The sequence below is a fragment of the Pseudomonas fluorescens genome (assembly GCF_902498195.1).
GTDB lineage: Bacteria > Pseudomonadota > Gammaproteobacteria > Pseudomonadales > Pseudomonadaceae > Aquipseudomonas > Aquipseudomonas fluorescens_BU.
The window spans coordinates 406,314-421,446 of record NZ_CABVIY010000007.1 but is presented as its reverse complement, the minus strand read 5'-3'; the positions used below and the strand labels follow the sequence as shown (position 1 = coordinate 421,446).

13 protein-coding genes are annotated in these 15,133 nt (G+C 61.0%); 8 read left to right on the top strand and 5 right to left on the bottom strand.

Features of this window, described 5'->3' with window-relative positions; genetic code table 11:
* The first annotated feature begins 56 nt into the window (after nt 1-56).
* From F8N66_RS25785 to F8N66_RS25745, 8 genes are all read left to right on the top strand, one after another.
* A complete protein-coding gene (locus tag F8N66_RS25785) occupies nt 57-776 on the top strand; it encodes a response regulator transcription factor (protein WP_150772830.1) in 720 nt (239 codons plus the stop codon).
* On the top strand, nt 766-2,187 hold the full coding sequence (locus F8N66_RS25780; protein WP_150772829.1) for a sensor histidine kinase: 1,422 nt from the start codon (nt 766-768) through the stop codon (nt 2,185-2,187). Before F8N66_RS25785 ends, F8N66_RS25780 begins: the two co-directional genes overlap by 11 nt.
* Before the next feature lie 182 nt (nt 2,188-2,369).
* Nucleotides 2,370-3,392 (top strand): PDDEXK nuclease domain-containing protein, encoded by a 1,023-nt coding sequence (locus F8N66_RS25775; protein ID WP_150772828.1) that lies wholly within the window; start codon nt 2,370-2,372, stop codon nt 3,390-3,392.
* Nucleotides 3,393-3,501: 109 nt separating this feature from the next.
* Nucleotides 3,502-4,404 carry a cysteine synthase CysM gene (gene cysM / locus F8N66_RS25770; RefSeq protein WP_150772827.1) on the top strand — a complete coding sequence of 301 codons (903 nt, stop codon included), beginning with the start codon at nt 3,502-3,504 and terminating at the stop codon, nt 4,402-4,404.
* Complete coding sequence (rlmD, locus tag F8N66_RS25765) at nt 4,404-5,756, top strand: 23S rRNA (uracil(1939)-C(5))-methyltransferase RlmD (RefSeq protein WP_150772826.1); 1,353 nt, start codon at nt 4,404-4,406, stop codon at nt 5,754-5,756. Before cysM ends, rlmD begins: the two co-directional genes overlap by 1 nt.
* A 122-nt stretch (nt 5,757-5,878) precedes the next feature.
* On the top strand, nt 5,879-8,122 hold the full coding sequence (relA, locus tag F8N66_RS25760) for a GTP diphosphokinase (RefSeq protein WP_150772825.1): 2,244 nt from the start codon (nt 5,879-5,881) through the stop codon (nt 8,120-8,122).
* A gap of 129 nt (nt 8,123-8,251) precedes the next feature.
* Nucleotides 8,252-9,085, top strand: a complete 834-nt coding sequence (gene mazG, locus F8N66_RS25750) for a nucleoside triphosphate pyrophosphohydrolase (RefSeq protein ID WP_150772823.1) — start codon at nt 8,252-8,254, stop codon at nt 9,083-9,085.
* A gap of 28 nt (nt 9,086-9,113) precedes the next feature.
* Nucleotides 9,114-9,656 (top strand): DUF2058 domain-containing protein, encoded by a 543-nt coding sequence (locus F8N66_RS25745; RefSeq protein WP_020799705.1) that lies wholly within the window; start codon nt 9,114-9,116, stop codon nt 9,654-9,656.
* 70 nt (nt 9,657-9,726) lie between these two features.
* On the opposite strand, the gene F8N66_RS25740 is transcribed toward F8N66_RS25745, so the two are convergent.
* The 5 genes from F8N66_RS25740 to F8N66_RS25720 all read right to left on the bottom strand — a co-directional run bounded on the left by F8N66_RS25740 (nt 9,727) and on the right by F8N66_RS25720 (nt 15,133).
* Complete coding sequence (locus F8N66_RS25740; RefSeq protein WP_150772822.1) at nt 9,727-9,915, bottom strand: hypothetical protein; 189 nt, start codon at nt 9,913-9,915, stop codon at nt 9,727-9,729.
* Nucleotides 9,916-10,307: 392 nt separating this feature from the next.
* Nucleotides 10,308-11,528 (bottom strand): beta-ketoacyl-ACP synthase I, encoded by a 1,221-nt coding sequence (gene fabB / locus F8N66_RS25735; protein ID WP_015096439.1) that lies wholly within the window; start codon nt 11,526-11,528, stop codon nt 10,308-10,310.
* A gap of 11 nt (nt 11,529-11,539) precedes the next feature.
* A complete protein-coding gene (gene fabA, locus F8N66_RS25730) occupies nt 11,540-12,055 on the bottom strand; it encodes a 3-hydroxyacyl-[acyl-carrier-protein] dehydratase FabA (protein ID WP_003179264.1) in 516 nt (171 codons plus the stop codon).
* Nucleotides 12,056-12,302: 247 nt separating this feature from the next.
* Nucleotides 12,303-14,204 carry an ATP-binding protein gene (locus tag F8N66_RS25725; protein ID WP_150772821.1) on the bottom strand — a complete coding sequence of 634 codons (1,902 nt, stop codon included), beginning with the start codon at nt 14,202-14,204 and terminating at the stop codon, nt 12,303-12,305.
* Nucleotides 14,201-15,133, bottom strand: a complete 933-nt coding sequence (locus F8N66_RS25720) for an ABC transporter substrate-binding protein (protein ID WP_150772820.1) — start codon at nt 15,131-15,133, stop codon at nt 14,201-14,203. Before F8N66_RS25720 ends, F8N66_RS25725 begins: the two co-directional genes overlap by 4 nt.

The window sequence follows — 15,133 nt, the reverse complement described above, 5'->3', positions numbered from 1 at the left end:
GCCCTGAAGCGCGCAATCTTGAATAATTATCAACTGAGAATTATTTGCAGATACTCATGACTCCCATCGCTGCCGGCCATCCCCGTATCCTCGCCATCGAAGACGACCTCGTGCTCGGTGCCTATGTTCACGACCATTTGGGCCGGAGCGGCTTTCAGGTGACCTGGTGCCAGAACGGCCAGGAAGGGCTGGACGCAGCCCGCCAACAACCCTTCGATGTGGTGCTGATGGACATTCTGCTGCCTGGCCTGGACGGGTTATCGGTGCTGACGCAGTTGCGCCAGAGCCACTCCACGCCGGTGCTGCTGATGTCGGCGCTGGGGGCCGAGGCGGATCGCATCAGCGGCTTTCGCCTGGGGGCCGACGATTACCTGCCCAAGCCTTTCAGCATGGCCGAGTTGCGGGTGCGCATCGAGGCGATCCTGCGCCGGGTGGCGCTGGATCGCCGGCCGACGCCGGCGGCGATTGTCCCGGCGGCGGACAGCCTGCGTTTCGACGATGAGCTGTTCGAGGTGTTCTACGGTGAGCAGGCGGCCGGCCTGACCCGCAGTGAATTCCGTTTGCTGGAAACCCTGAACCGCAATGGCGACGAAGTGTTGAGCAAAGCCTTCCTTTATCAGCATGTGCTGCAACGGGGCTACGCGGCCCATGACCGCAGCCTGGACATGCACATCAGCCAGATCCGCCGCAAACTCAAGGCCATCGGCTACACCGAGCGCGAAGTGCGCACGGTCTGGGGCAAGGGCTACATCCTGAGTGCCGGCGATGAAATGTAAATTGCCGGGGCGGCATTCGCTGTTCTGGAAGCTGGCTTGCCTGCTGGTGGCGTTCTGTCTGCTGATGATCTGGTTGAGTTGGTCCTGGGGCCGCTACATGGAAGAGCGCAACCAGTTCCTGTCGGATGAAGCGCGCGGCACCCTGACGCGCTATGCCGCCGAAGCCGATCAGGCCTGGCAGGATCGCCAGCGTGAGGGTGTCGATCGCTGGCTGCAGAGCATGCAACATCGCGAAAAGGGCTGGGTCGGTGTCATCGGCGGTGATTTGCAATCCCTGAGCAGCCGACCGTTGACGGAAAAGGAGATCGAGCACCTGACCTTCCTGCGCGGCCTGGACTGGCCCATCCACAAGAAAGGCCGGCCGTGGATGCGCGTACCGTTTCCCCGCGACCCGTCGGCCGGCAGCCTGGTGATCGAACTGCCCGCGCGTTTCGTGCCCGGGCACTACCGGGTGTTCTGGCGCGTTATCACCAACGGCGTGATTCCGGGGCTGTTTACCTTATTGCTGTGCGTGGGCCTCTATCGCTTGCTGGTGATCCCGCTCAATACCTTGCGCGAGCAGGCCAACGCCTGGCGCGCCGATCAATTGAATGTGCGGTTGTCGAGCCGTACCACCAATCGTTCCGATGAACTGGGCGAGCTGGGCAGGGCGTTCGATCACATGTCCGAACGCCTGCAAAGCACCGTCGCCCTGCAACAGCAATTGCTGCGCGATCTGTCCCATGAGTTGCGCACGCCGCTGAGTCGCCTGCGGGTCGCCAGCGAAAGCGAGCAGGGGCTGGACGCCTTGCGCGAGCGCATCGGCCGAGAGGTCGACGGCATGCAGCGACTGGTGGAAGACACCTTGCAACTGGCCTGGCTCGACACCGAACGCACCCGCTTGCCCGACGAGGCGATCCAGGTCCAGGCGTTGTGGGAAATGCTCACGGAAAATGCCTGCTATGAAAGTTGCTGGCCGGGCGGGCAGTTGCAGTGCTCGGTGGATTCGTCCTGCTGGGTACGGGGTCACCTCAATACCCTGGCCCAGGCGCTGGAGAACATATTGCGCAACGCGATCCGCCATTCACCCCGGGGCGGTGTCGTTACGCTTGGCGGAAGGCGGGACGGCAAGTATTGGCATCTGTGGCTGGAGGATCAGGGCGGTGGTGTGGCGGAAGCGGATCTGGAACGGATCTTCCTGCCCTTTACCCGTCTCGATGGTTCGCGGCCGGGGGATGGCGGGTTTGGGTTGGGGTTGAGCATTGCCAGGAATGCGGTGCAGCGGCAGGGCGGGAAGCTTTGGGCGGAAAATGCCGGGGGCGGATTGCGGATGAATATGCGGTTGCTGGCGGATGTAAGCGGTGCTTGTGATGACGCCTTCGCGAGCAAGCCCGCTCCCACAGTGGATCTGTGCCGACCACAGTTGGTGTGAACAACCAGGATTGAATGTCGGAGCGGGCTTGCTCGCGAAGAGGCCCTCCTGACAACGATCACTTTGATTTTGCCGGGGCCTTCCCGAGATTCCGTAGGACCTTTCCCAAAGGGTATCACCGGTCATTTCAAGCATCCTTGGCGGTTTAAGCTCAGGCTTTCACACTGTTCAAGGATTCATGTATGACCGTATCCCAGTTCCCCGGCAGCCCCGCAGACGATCGCTTCAATGAAGTGCTGGACCTGATTCAAAGTGCCAGGCGACAGGCCGTGCAGGCGGTCAATACCCAGCTGATCGAGTTGTACTGGCAGGTGGGTGCTTATATCAGTCGTAAGCTGGAGAAAGCCGAGTGGGGTGATTCCGTGGTGGGTCAACTGGCCGAGCATCTGGCTCAGAGGCAGCCAGGATTGCGTGGTTTTACTCGGCGTAATCTGTTCCGGATGCGGCAGTTTTATGAGGCTTATCAGGGCAATGAGAAAGTGTCAGCACTGCTGACACAATTACCCTGGACACACAATCTGCTCATTCTGACTCAGAGTAAGCGACCACAGGAGCGTGAGTTCTATCTGCGTCTGGCCGTGCAAGAAAAGTGGTCGACACGGGAATTGGAACGACAGTTCAAGGCGGCGCTGTTTGAGCGCAGTGTGACTCAGCCGGCCAAAATTTCCGGGGCACTCCAACAAAAACACCCCAGTGCACTAGAGATTTTCCGTGACGCCTACATGGTCGAGTTTCTCGACCTGCCCGGCGCCCACGCCGAAACCGATCTGCATCAAGGACTGCTGGCACGTCTCAAGGAATTCCTGATAGAGCTTGGCCGCGATTTCTGCTTTGTCGGCTCCGAATACCCGCTACAAGTTGGCGGGCGTGATTTTGCGCTGGACTTGCTGTTCTTTCATCGCGGTCTCAACTGCCTGGTGGCCATCGAACTCAAGGTCGGGCGTTTCGAGCCGGAGTATCTGGGCAAGTTGGACTTCTATCTGGAAGCCCTGGATCGCAAAGAACGCAAACCTCATGAAAACCCTGCCATCGGTGTCTTGCTCTGTGCCAGCAAAGATGACGAGGTCGTCGAGTACGCCCTTAACCGCAGCCTGTCACCTGCACTGATCGCGGAGTATCAGGTGCAATTGCCGGACAAAGAGTTGTTGCAGGCCAAGCTGCATGAATTCTATGCCTTGAATGTGGCACAGACTGAAGAGGGCTGAGTCAGACGCTTATTCCCATAAACCATAAGCACCGCACTTTGCGTGATATGGCGTTCCGGGGTTTGCCGGTATGATAGGCGCCCCCGCAGTCTGGATTGCGAATTACGCCATGACCTTGCAGTACCCAACCATCGCCGATTGCGTCGGCAACACTCCGCTGGTCCGTTTGCAGCGCCTGCCCGGCGCCACCAGCAATACCCTTTTGCTCAAGCTCGAAGGGAACAACCCGGCGGGTTCGGTCAAGGACCGTCCGGCGCTGTCGATGATCACCCGTGCCGAGTTGCGCGGGCAGATCCACGCCGGCGATACGCTGATCGAGGCGACCTCGGGTAACACCGGGATCGCGCTGGCCATGGCTGCCGCGATCAAGGGTTACAAGATGATCCTGATCATGCCGGACAATTCCAGCGCCGAGCGCAAGGCCGCCATGACCGCCTACGGTGCCGAACTGATTCTGGTCAGCCAGGAGCAAGGCATGGAAGGCGCCCGCGACCTTGCCCAGCGCATGGAAGCCGAAGGCCGTGGCAAGGTGCTGGATCAGTTCGCCAACGGTGACAACCCCGAGGCGCACTACACCACCACCGGCCCGGAAATCTGGCGTCAGACCGAGGGCACCATCACCCATTTCGTCAGCTCCATGGGCACCACCGGTACCATCATGGGCGTGTCGCGCTACTTGAAAGAGCAGAACGACAACGTGCAGATCATCGGTCTACAACCCATGGAAGGTTCGGCGATCCCGGGCATCCGTCGCTGGCCCCACGAATACCTGCCGAAGATCTACCAGGCCGATCGCGTGGATCGCATCGTCGACATGGCCCAGAGCGAAGCCGAAGACGTGACCCGTCGTCTGGCCCGCGAAGAAGGCATTTTCTGCGGCGTATCGTCGGGCGGTGCGGTGGCCGCGATGCTGCGTCTGTCCAAAGAAGTAGAAAACGCGGTGATCGTCGCGATCATCTGCGACCGTGGCGACCGTTACCTGTCGACCGGCATTTTCGACGCGCCCAACTGATGGCCAAGCATGAGAGAGGCCTGCGCTTCCAGCCCACGGGCGGCAGCAAGGCCCCGCAAGTCCCGACCGGGAAAAAGCAGCGCCTGACCATCGAGCGCCTGGCCAATGACGGTCGCGGTATCGCGTTTTTTGAAGGTCGCACCTGGTTCGTCATGGGCGCATTGGCCGGTGAAGAGGTCGAAGCACGCGTGCTCGGCGCCCACGGCAAAGTGGTCGAGGCGCGCACCGAACGGGTGTTCAAGGCCAGCGAACTGCGTCGCCCGGCACCGTGCGCCCATGCCGGCCGTTGCGGCGGTTGCAGCGTGCAACATCTGCCGCACAACGAACAGCTTGCCCTGAAACAGCGCATGCTCGCCGAGCAATTGTCCAGGGTCGCCGGGGTCGAGCCCGAAGAATGGGCCGCGCCTTTGAGCGGCCCGGAATTCGCTTACCGCCGTCGCGCCCGCGTCGCGGTGCGCTGGGACATGAAGGCGAAAAAACTCGAAGTCGGTTTCCGCGCCGCCGGCAGCCAGGACATCGTCGCCATTGATGAATGCCCGGTGCTGGTACAGCCCTTGCAACCGATCATGACTCGCCTGCCGGAGATGCTGCGGCGGTTGAGCAAGCCGCAGGCACTCGGGCATGTGGAGCTGTTCAGCGGATCATCGCTGGCCGTTTTGCTGCGCCACATGGCGCCGTTGTCCGACGCCGACCTGACGATCCTCAAGGACTTCTGCGCGTTCCATGAGGCCCAGTTGTGGTTGCACGGTGAGGGCGAGCCACAACCGGTCGAGCCCGATCAATCGTTGGGCTATCGTTTAGAGCAATGGAACCTGGAGCTGGCGTATCGGCCCGGGGATTTTGTTCAGGTCAACGCCGGGGTCAACGAGGCCATGGTTGCCCAGGCGCTGGCGTGGTTGAAGCCGGTGGCGAGCGAGCGGGTTCTCGATCTGTTCTGCGGCCTGGGTAACTTTGCCTTGCCGCTGGCCCAGACCGTTCGCGAAGTGGTGGCGGTGGAAGGCGTGCAGGTGATGGTCGAGCGGGCAGCCGCGAATGCTGTTAGCAACAATCTGCATAATGTGAAGTTTTTTCAGGCCGATTTATCCCAGCCTTTGACGGATGCCGAATGGGCGCGCGAAGGCTTTTGTGCGGTACTCTTGGACCCACCGCGTGACGGTGCTTTCGAGGTGGTGCGCAAGCTTAAGTCGCTGGGTGCCGAACGGCTGGTGTATGTCTCGTGCAACCCGGCCACGCTGGCGCGCGACACGGTCGAATTGATCAAGCAGGGCTACCGGTTAAAACGTGCCGGGATTCTCGATATGTTTCCTCAGACGGCACATGTCGAGGCCATGGCGTTATTTGAAGCGAGCTAGGATGCTCGTCTGGTCCGACTGGCCCGCCCGTGCAGCCGCGCACCAGCCCGACGTGGGCTCATGGGCAACGAAGGTCAGCGATTCTGACGCATTGAATCTGCGTCGTAGGGAAGGTAAGCAAGATGGTACAGGTGAGAGCACACCAGCCGATCAACACCGACGGCAGTATCAATCTCGAGGCTTGGCTCGATCATGCGGTCAGTGTCGATCTGGCACTGGATCGCGAAGCCTTGAAAGAAGCCTGCGAGTACGCTCGCGAGGCCGAACAACAAGCCAATGCGGCGAAGAACCTGTGGTCCGAAGGCAACTCGAGTTTTCGCACCGGCCTTGAGATCGCCGAGATCCTCGCCGACCTCAAGCTCGATCAGGATTCGCTGGTCGCCGCGGTCCTGTACCGGGGCGTGCGCGAAGGCCAGATCCAGCTGCCGGCGGTCAGCCAGCGCTTTGGTCCCGTGGTGGCCAAACTCATCGACGGCGTGCAGCGCATGGCGGCGATCAGCGATAGCCTGAGCCCGCGCAAATCCATGGTGATGGGCACGCAGGGCCAGGTGGAAAACCTGCGCAAGATGCTGGTGGCCATGGTCGACGACGTGCGCGTCGCCCTGATCAAGCTGGCCGAGCGCACCTGCGCGATCCGGGCGGTGAAAACCGCCGATGACGAAAAGCGCAACCGCGTGGCCCGCGAAGTGTTCGACATCTACGCGCCGCTCGCCCACCGCCTGGGTATCGGTCACATCAAGTGGGAACTGGAGGACTTGTCTTTCCGTTACCTGGAACCAGACCAGTACAAGCAGATCGCCAAGCTGCTGCACGAGCGGCGACTGGATCGCGAGCGCTTCATCAGCGACGTGATGAGCCAGTTGAAAAACGAATTGCAGGCCACCGGTGTCGACGCTGACATCAGCGGCCGGGCCAAACACATCTATTCGATCTGGCGCAAAATGCAGCGCAAGGGCCTGGAGTTCAGCCAGATCTACGACGTACGCGCGGTGCGCGTGCTGGTGCCGGAAATGCGCGACTGCTACACCGCGCTCGGCATCGTCCACACCTTGTGGCGACACATCCCCAAAGAGTTCGACGACTACATCGCCAACCCCAAGGAAAACGGCTACCGCTCGCTGCACACGGCGGTGATCGGTCCCGAGGGCAAGGTGCTGGAAGTGCAGATCCGCACCCACGCGATGCACGAGGAAGCAGAACTCGGCGTTTGCGCGCACTGGCGCTACAAGGGCACCGACGTCAAGTCCGGTTCCAATCACTACGAAGAGAAGATTTCCTGGCTGCGCCAGGTGCTGGAATGGCACGAAGAGCTGGGTGACATCGGTGGCCTGGCGGAGCAGCTGCGGGTCGATATCGAACCCGACCGCGTCTACATCTTCACCCCCGACGGTCACGCCATCGACTTGCCCAAAGGCGCGACGCCGCTGGACTTCGCCTATCGTGTGCACACCGAGATCGGTCACAACTGCCGCGGCGCGAAGATCAACGGGCGCATCGTACCGCTCAACTACAGCCTGCAAACCGGTGAGCAGGTCGAGATCATCACCAGCAAGCACGGCACCCCGAGTCGCGACTGGCTGAACCCGAACCTGGGTTACGTCACCACGTCCCGGGCACGGGCGAAAATCGTTCACTGGTTCAAGTTGCAGGCGCGCGATCAGAACGTGGCGGCGGGTAAAACCCTGCTGGAACGTGAACTCAATCGCCTCGGCCTGCCGGCGGTGGATTTCGACAAGCTGGCCGACAAGGCCAACATGAAGACCGCCGAGGACATGTATGCCGCGCTGGGTGCCGGCGACTTGCGCCTGGCGCAACTGGTCAACCTGGCGCAGCAACTGGTCGAGCCGGAGCGGGGCAACGAACAGCTGGAACTGATTCCGCGCAAGGCCACCGGCTACAAGCCGGGCAAGCGTGGCGACATCCAGATCCAGGGCGTCGGCAACCTGATGACCCAGATGGCGGGCTGCTGCCAGCCGCTGCCGGGCGATGCCATCGTCGGTTACATCACCCAGGGTCGTGGCGTCAGCATTCACCGCCAGGATTGCGCCTCGGTGCTGCAACTGGGCGGCCGCGAGCCGGAGCGGATCATCCAGGTCAGCTGGGGCCCGGTGCCGGTGCTCACCTACCCGGTGGACATCGTCATCCGCGCCTACGACCGTTCGGGTCTGCTGCGCGACGTTTCCCAGGTGCTGCTCAACGAGCGGATCAACGTGCTGGCGGTCAATACCCGCTCGAACAAGGAGGACAACACCGCGCTGATGTCCCTGACCATCGAGATTCCGGGACTGGATGCGCTGGGGCGGTTGCTGGGGCGGATTTCCCAGTTGCCGAACATCATTGAAACGCGGCGTAACCGTACCCCTTAAAGACCGGCGCCAATCCAATGTGGGAGCGGGCTTGCTCGCGAATACGGAGTGTCAGTTGACAGCTACGTTGACTGATTCACCGCTTTCGCGAGCAAGCCCGCTCCCACAGGTACTTGCAGAGTTCGATAAATGTATTCACTTGAAGACCTGCTACACCTGATGAACCGCCTGCGCGACCCGCAGTACGGTTGCCCCTGGGACATCAAGCAAACCTACGCCAGCATCGTCCCGCACACCCTTGAGGAAGCCTACGAAGTCGCCGACGCCATCGAGCGCGGGGATTTCGATCACCTGCAGGGCGAGCTGGGTGACCTGCTGTTCCAGGTGGTGTATTACAGCCAGCTGGCCCGGGAAGAAGGGCGCTTCGAATTCGATGGTGTCGTCGATAGCATCACCCGCAAGCTGATCCGCCGTCATCCCCACGTGTTCCCTACCGGCGATCTGTACGCGCCGCTGGACGTGCCGCGCCTGAATGAAGAGCAGGTCAAGCAGCGCTGGGAAGCGATCAAGGCCGAAGAGCGCGCCGAGAAGTCCGCCGCGCCGCAGCAGTTGTCCCTGCTCGATGACGTTCCCGCCGCGCTGCCGGCGTTGTCGCGTTCGGCCAAGTTGCAAAAGCGTGCAGGGCAGGTCGGTTTCGACTGGCCCGATGCCTTGCCGGTGCTGGACAAGGTCCGTGAAGAGCTCGATGAAATCCTCGAAGCGATGGCCGACAACGACCCGGTAGCCATTGCCGATGAAGTCGGCGATCTGCTGTTTTCCGTGGTCAATCTCGCCCGACACCTCAAGGTCGACCCGGAAACCGCACTGCGTGGCGCCAACAGCAAATTCGAACGACGCTTCCGTTTTATCGAACAGGCATTGCGCGACACCCACCGTCCCATGGAAGATTGCACCCTCGAAGAGTTGGACGCCCTGTGGGGCGAAGCCAAACGCCAGGAAAAGAATGTGCCCAGCTGCGGTTGAGCAGTTGCCTAAGTGAGTAATAAGCACCATGAGCATTTCCCTTCGCGACCAGTTGCTCAAAGCAGGGCTGGTCAACCAGAAGCAGGCCAAGCAGGTCAGCAAAGACAAACAGAAGCAACAGCGCCTGGCCCACAAGGGCCAGATCGAACTTGACGATTCCCAGCAGCGCGCTGCCCAGGAAGCCATGGCCGAGAAGGTCAAGCGCGACCAGGAGCTCAACCGCCAGCAGCAGGAAAAAGCCGAGGCCAAGGCCCGTGTCGCGCAGATCAAGCAGTTGATCGAAGCGACGCGCCTGCCGAAGTTGACGACCGAGGACTACTACAACTTCGTCGACGACAAGAAGGTCAAGCGCCTGTCGGTCAATACGCTGATGCGCAACAAGCTCAGCAACGGCTCGCTGGCGATCGTGCATCACGCTGGCGGCTATGAGGTGATTCCTCGTGAAGCGGCCCTGAAGATCCAGGAGCGTGATCCGCAGCGTATCGTGCAGCTGAATGTGCAGACCGAGGAAGTCGCCGCGGAAGACGATCCGTACGCGGCCTATCAGATCCCGGACGATCTGATGTGGTAAGCCGTCAAAGACGGTAACAACGACAAACCCCGCTCATGGCGGGGTTTGTCGTTTTCAATGCGGTCATTGCTCAAGCGGAGCGTCGTTCTCGTTGCTGCTCCAGGGTTTCCAGTTCTGCCTTGTAGTTGTGGGCGTCTTTCTCGGAATGGAACATCCCGACCAGCAGGTCCTGTTGGTACACATCCCAGATCCGGAGGCCGGCAGCGATGCCTTCATGGGACATATGTGAATCGTCGCGTTCAGTTACTTTTACAGTCATCTGCTAGCTCCAATCTCTATTATCTGCAGCAAGGCGTGTGCAGGACTCTGTTATAGGTTTTGTTAGCCTGCTAAGTAAACGGCTGAGATTGGAAAGGGTTTCTTGCAGAAATGGAAACAGTCCTGCAGCCCGCGTAATCCGCGACATTGCGTCGCAGGGCGTTTGGTTTCATGACAAAAGCTTCATGTTCATGACGATGAAAACCTCGGACGGATGCAAAACCTGTGGGAGCGAGCCTGCTCGCGAAGACGGCGTCACATCCACCATCAATGTATCTGTCAGACCGCTTTCGCGAGCAGGCTCGCTCCCACAGGGGGTTGTGTTTTTGAAGGACGAAAAAAAACGCCCCGAACCAGTCGGGGCGTTTTCATGTACGGCTCAGCAGCGGGAGATTACTTGCCTTCCCAGCGCTTCAGTACCAGCGTGGCATTGGTGCCACCGAAACCGAAGCTGTTGCTCATCACGGTGTTGATGGTGGCGTTTTCGCGGGTCTTGGTCAGCACCGGCAGGTCGGCCACTTCAGGGTCCAGCTCGTCGATATTGGCGGAGCCGGCAATGAAGTTGCCTTCCATCATCAGCATGCAGTAGATCGCTTCGTGAACGCCGGCGGCGCCCAGGGAGTGACCCGACAGGCTCTTGGTGGAGCTGATGGCCGGCGCCTTGTCGCCGAACACTTCACGCACACCTTTCATTTCCGCGACGTCGCCGACCGGGGTCGAGGTGCCGTGGGTGTTCAGGTAGTCGATCGGGGTGTCGACCGTGGACAGCGCCTGCTGCATGCAGCGGATCGCGCCCTCGCCGCTTGGGGCGACCATGTCGTAGCCGTCGGACGTCGCGCCGTAGCCAACGATTTCCGCGTAGATCTTCGCGCCACGGGCCAGGGCGTGTTCCAGCTCCTCGACCACGACCATGCCACCGCCACCGGCGATGACGAAACCGTCACGGTCGGCATCGTAGGCGCGGGAGGCTTGTTCCGGGGTGTCGTTGCGCTTGCTGGACAGGGCGCCCATGGCGTCGAACAGGAACGACTGGCTCCAGTGTTCTTCTTCACCGCCGCCGGCGAACACGATGTCCTGCTTGCCCATCTGGATCTGTTCCATGGCGGTACCGATGCAGTGGGCACTGGTGGCGCAGGCAGAAGCGATGGAGTAGTTCAGGCCCTTGATCTTGAACGGGGTGGCCAGGCAAGCGGAAACGGTGCTGCTCATGGTCCGCGTTACACGGTATGGGCCGACGCGCTTGACGCCTTTCTCGCGCAGGATGTCCAGCGCTTCCATCTGGTTCAGCGTGGAGGCGCCACCGGAACCGGCGATCAGGCCGGTACGCGGGTTGGACACTTGCTCTTCGGTCAGGCCGGAGTCGGTGATGGCGTCTTTCATGGCCAGGTAGGCGTAAGCCGCTGCGTGGCCGACGAAGCGATAGATCTTGCGATCGATCAGTTCTTCAAGGTTAAGGTCGATGGAGCCGGAAACCTGGCTACGCAGACCCATTTCGGCATATTCCGGGTTGAACCGGATGCCAGGGCGGCTTGCACGCAGGTTGGCGGAGACGGTCTCTTTGTCATTGCCCAGGCACGAAACAATGCCCAGACCAGTGATAACGACGCGGCGCATGCGGATAACCCTTAGAAGTTGTCAGTGGAGGTGAACACGCCGACCCGGAGGCCTTCGGCGGTGTAGATTTCGCGACCGTCGACAGTGACCGAACCGTCGGCGATGGCCAGGTTCAGCTTGCCCTTGAGGACGCGCTTGATATGGATGTTATAGGTGACTTTCTTGGCGGTCGGCAGGACCTGGCCAAAGAATTTCACTTCGCCCGAACCCAGGGCGCGACCGCGGCCCGGCAGGCCCTGCCAGCCGAGGAAGAAGCCGACCAGTTGCCACATGGCGTCGAGGCCCAGGCAGCCCGGCATCACCGGATCGCCCTCGAAGTGGCAAGCGAAGAACCACAGGTCCGGAGTGATATCCAGCTCTGCGACCAATTCACCTTTGCCATACTTGCCACCCTCTTCGCTGATCAGGGTGATGCGATCAACCATCAGCATGTTCGGGGCGGGCAGTTGCGCGTTACCTGGGCCGAACAGCTCACCGCGACTGCAGCGCAGCAGGTCTTCCCGGGTAAAGGCGTTTTGTTTGGTCATGCGAGCTCCTCAATAGTCCCATGCGGCAGGTGGGGCAAATCTTCCCGGCCGATCGAAGCGTTCATGCCTCGAACCGGCAGCCTACTCATAGACTATTGCGTTGTGGTGAAAGTCACAGCACCAAGGACATGAATGTACACTTGTGCACTGAAATTTTTATTCAAGCCCCTTTTAGGGCCTGTTCGGGTGCCTAAGACTGCCGCACTTTCGCCTTTCACGCCAGTCGCAGATGCTCGAAAGGCCTGTACTACTGCACCCAGCGCTGCAGAATTTGCTGAAGATCATTACGTTTGAAGGGCTTGGCCAGGTAATCGTTCATCCCTGCCGACAAACAGGCCTCGCGGTCGCCCTGCAAGGCATTGGCGGTCAGGGCAATGATCGGCAAGTCGACGCAACCGGGCAGCCGGCGAATCTGCCGGGTGGCCTCGTAGCCGTCGATCACCGGCAACCGGCAATCCATCAGAATCGCTTCGAACGCCAGGCTCTCGGCACTGCGCACCGCCTGCGCGCCATCGACGGCGACGCTGACAGTAAAGCCCAGGCTGCGCAACATGGCTTCGATCACGGTCTGGTTGACCCGATTGTCTTCGACCAGCAGGACATTGCGGCCTTCACCCGCGCCATTGCCCGTCGGCGCGCGAGGTGCCAGCAAGGGCAGGGGCTGTTGATAGAGCGCCAGCGGAATTTCCAGGGTGAACACCGAGCCACGCCCTTCTTCGCTCTGCGCGCGCAACGTACCGCCCATGCGCTCGGCGAGGGTGCGGGCAATCGGCAGGCCCAGCCCCGTGCCGCCGTAACGTCTTGAAATTGAGCTGTCGGCCTGCTGAAACGCGTTGAACATCAACTCCAGGCTCTGGGCGGCAATGCCGATCCCGCTGTCGCGCACGGTGCAGGTGAACCACAGCAGTTCGTGATCCAGGGATTGCCACTGCGGCTCGATGGACACGCGGCCCTGCTCGGTGAACTTCAGTGCGTTGCCGACCAGGTTCACCAGAATCTGCCGGATTCGCGTCGGGTCGCCCTGAACCTGCAAGGCCTTCATGTCCTCGGGAACCTGCAATTGCAGATCAAGCCCGCGTTGTGCGGCACTGTGCTGGAACGACTGGGCGCAGGCGCCGATCAGGTCGGCGAGGTTGAACGGAATGTGTTCCAGTTCCAGTTCCGAGCGTTCGATGCGCGAGAAATCCAGAATGTCGTTGATGACTTTGAGCAGATGTTCGGTGGACTCCGACGCCAGTGCCGCGTATTCGACTTGCTCCGGGGTCATGTCGGTGGTTTCCAGCAATTGCAGCATGCCCAGTACGCCATTCATTGGCGTGCGCAGTTCGTGGCTCATCATGGCGAGGAAATCGGATTTGGCGCTGTTGGCCTTTTCCGCTTCCTCACGGGTCTGGATCAGTTGCGCCATGGCTTGATGCTGCTCGCGGCTGGCCTGTTCCAGGCCGCTGGCCAGGTTATTGATGTGCTGCGACAGGGCACCCAGTTCCGTGTCGTCGACAATCGGCAGCGGAGTTTTGTAGTCGCCATCCTGGATCGCCTTGACGGCGTTGCCGATGTCACGGATCGGTTGCGACAGGCTACCGGCCAGGCGCCGGGCGAGCACGAAGGTAAACAGCAGGGCGAACAGCGCCAGAATCCCGGCCTTGAGCAGGATCTCCTGCTGGCGCTGGCTGAAGGCATCGTTGGACAGCCCGACGATCACCCGGCCCAGGTAATCCTCGGTGGGCGCGCTGGTGGCGACTTTGCTGTTCTGGAAGAAATCATTGTGTAACGGGATCCGTTGCAGCCGCACCGGCGCCTGGAACACTTCGACCTGATGCGGCCTGGCGTGATGGGCCGACGGTTGTTCGACATACACCAGGATTCGGTTGGCGCTGTCCTGGATCTCCAGAAACCGCACGTTAGGCGTGGCCAGCGTTGCCTTGAGCAGGCTTTCCAGCACCTCATTGTTGCCGGAGATCACCCCGTACTCGGTGGCCGGGGCCAGTTGGTTGGCGATCAGTTGGCCGGTGTGATGGAGCTCCTGGCGCAGATCCTGAATGCGCACGAAGGTAAAGAAGCTGATCAACAGCAACGTCAACAGCAGGGCAGGGCCAAGGCTGATGAGCTGGGTCCGGGTGTTGATGTCCCAACGGCGACGGAAGGTCATGGGCGGCGTTCTCTCTCAGCCAACAGTGTTGCGACAGATGCTTCGTTGATCTGTTCAATACCTAATGAGCGAGCCACCTGCGGATTGCTTGAGACTTTGAAGCGAGGTGGATAATAAGTGCGCGGCCACGTGGCAGGTGGCTGGCTGAGCAGTTCATCGAGAATGGCCAGCCAATCGCTCTGATCGCTGTACGTGCTGGCCAGGCTGCCGGCCCTGACGAAGCCGGCATTGGGGCCGATCAGCGCCAACTGCCGCGAGTAGCTGCTCAGCAGCAGGTTCTTGACGGTTTTGGGGTTGTACAGGTCGGGATCATCCAGGCCCAGCAGTACATCGCTGTTGCTCAACAAGGATTGCAACGGGCGGCTGTCATGGGTGTTGTCCCAGCGCTCGGTCACCACTTCGAGCCCCAGGGCATGAGCGCTCCTGCGCAACTCGTTCAACAGGAATTCGCTGTGATCGTCATACAGCACGCCGACCCGCTTGATCTGCGGCAAGAGGATTCGGGTCAGGCGCAATTGGCGCTCCAGCGGCGGGTCGCTCCATAGCAGGCTGAGGTGCGGGGGCGGGTTTTCACCCAGGTGTTGTCGTGCTTGCAGGCGGCTGATACGCAGCACCAGCGTCGCCGGGCCCCGGGTTTCCTGAAGGCGCCAGTCCAGGCTCGGCAAGTCGAGCAGAATCAGACGCAGATCGCCCGCGAGTTTTCCCGGTGACGGCAGGTCGGCCAGCGGCTTGAAATGCACGTGATCGCCAGGGCGCAACTCGCGCAGGGCCTGGACGAAGGATTGCACGCCGGGGCTGTCTTCGGTGCCCGTCAACAGAATGTCCGCGGCGTTGGCTGGCAGACCGCTCAGCCAGCCGCTGAACAGCAGGCACAGCATCGCCAGCAGGCGACCGGCACCTGGCCTCTTGCGTGTCTGACGACGGGCCAT

Bases quoted from the DNA above. Each gene is read 5' to 3' on its own strand.
- fabB (WP_015096439.1), bottom strand. From the start codon at position 11,528: ATGCGCCGCGTCGTTATCACTGGTCTGGGCATTGTTTCGTGCCTGGGC.
- F8N66_RS25785 (WP_150772830.1), top strand. From the start codon at position 57: ATGACTCCCATCGCTGCCGGCCATCCCCGTATCCTCGCCATCGAAGAC.
- mazG (WP_150772823.1), top strand. From the start codon at position 8,252: ATGTATTCACTTGAAGACCTGCTACACCTGATGAACCGCCTGCGCGAC.
- F8N66_RS25740 (WP_150772822.1), bottom strand. From the start codon at position 9,915: ATGACTGTAAAAGTAACTGAACGCGACGATTCACATATGTCCCATGAA.
- F8N66_RS25720 (WP_150772820.1), bottom strand. From the start codon at position 15,133: ATGGCCCGTCGTCAGACACGCAAGAGGCCAGGTGCCGGTCGCCTGCTG.
- rlmD (WP_150772826.1), top strand. From the start codon at position 4,404: ATGGCCAAGCATGAGAGAGGCCTGCGCTTCCAGCCCACGGGCGGCAGC.
- F8N66_RS25725 (WP_150772821.1), bottom strand. From the start codon at position 14,204: ATGACCTTCCGTCGCCGTTGGGACATCAACACCCGGACCCAGCTCATC.
- fabA (WP_003179264.1), bottom strand. From the start codon at position 12,055: ATGACCAAACAAAACGCCTTTACCCGGGAAGACCTGCTGCGCTGCAGT.
- relA (WP_150772825.1), top strand. From the start codon at position 5,879: ATGGTACAGGTGAGAGCACACCAGCCGATCAACACCGACGGCAGTATC.
- cysM (WP_150772827.1), top strand. From the start codon at position 3,502: ATGACCTTGCAGTACCCAACCATCGCCGATTGCGTCGGCAACACTCCG.
- F8N66_RS25745 (WP_020799705.1), top strand. From the start codon at position 9,114: ATGAGCATTTCCCTTCGCGACCAGTTGCTCAAAGCAGGGCTGGTCAAC.
- F8N66_RS25775 (WP_150772828.1), top strand. From the start codon at position 2,370: ATGACCGTATCCCAGTTCCCCGGCAGCCCCGCAGACGATCGCTTCAAT.
- F8N66_RS25780 (WP_150772829.1), top strand. From the start codon at position 766: ATGAAATGTAAATTGCCGGGGCGGCATTCGCTGTTCTGGAAGCTGGCT.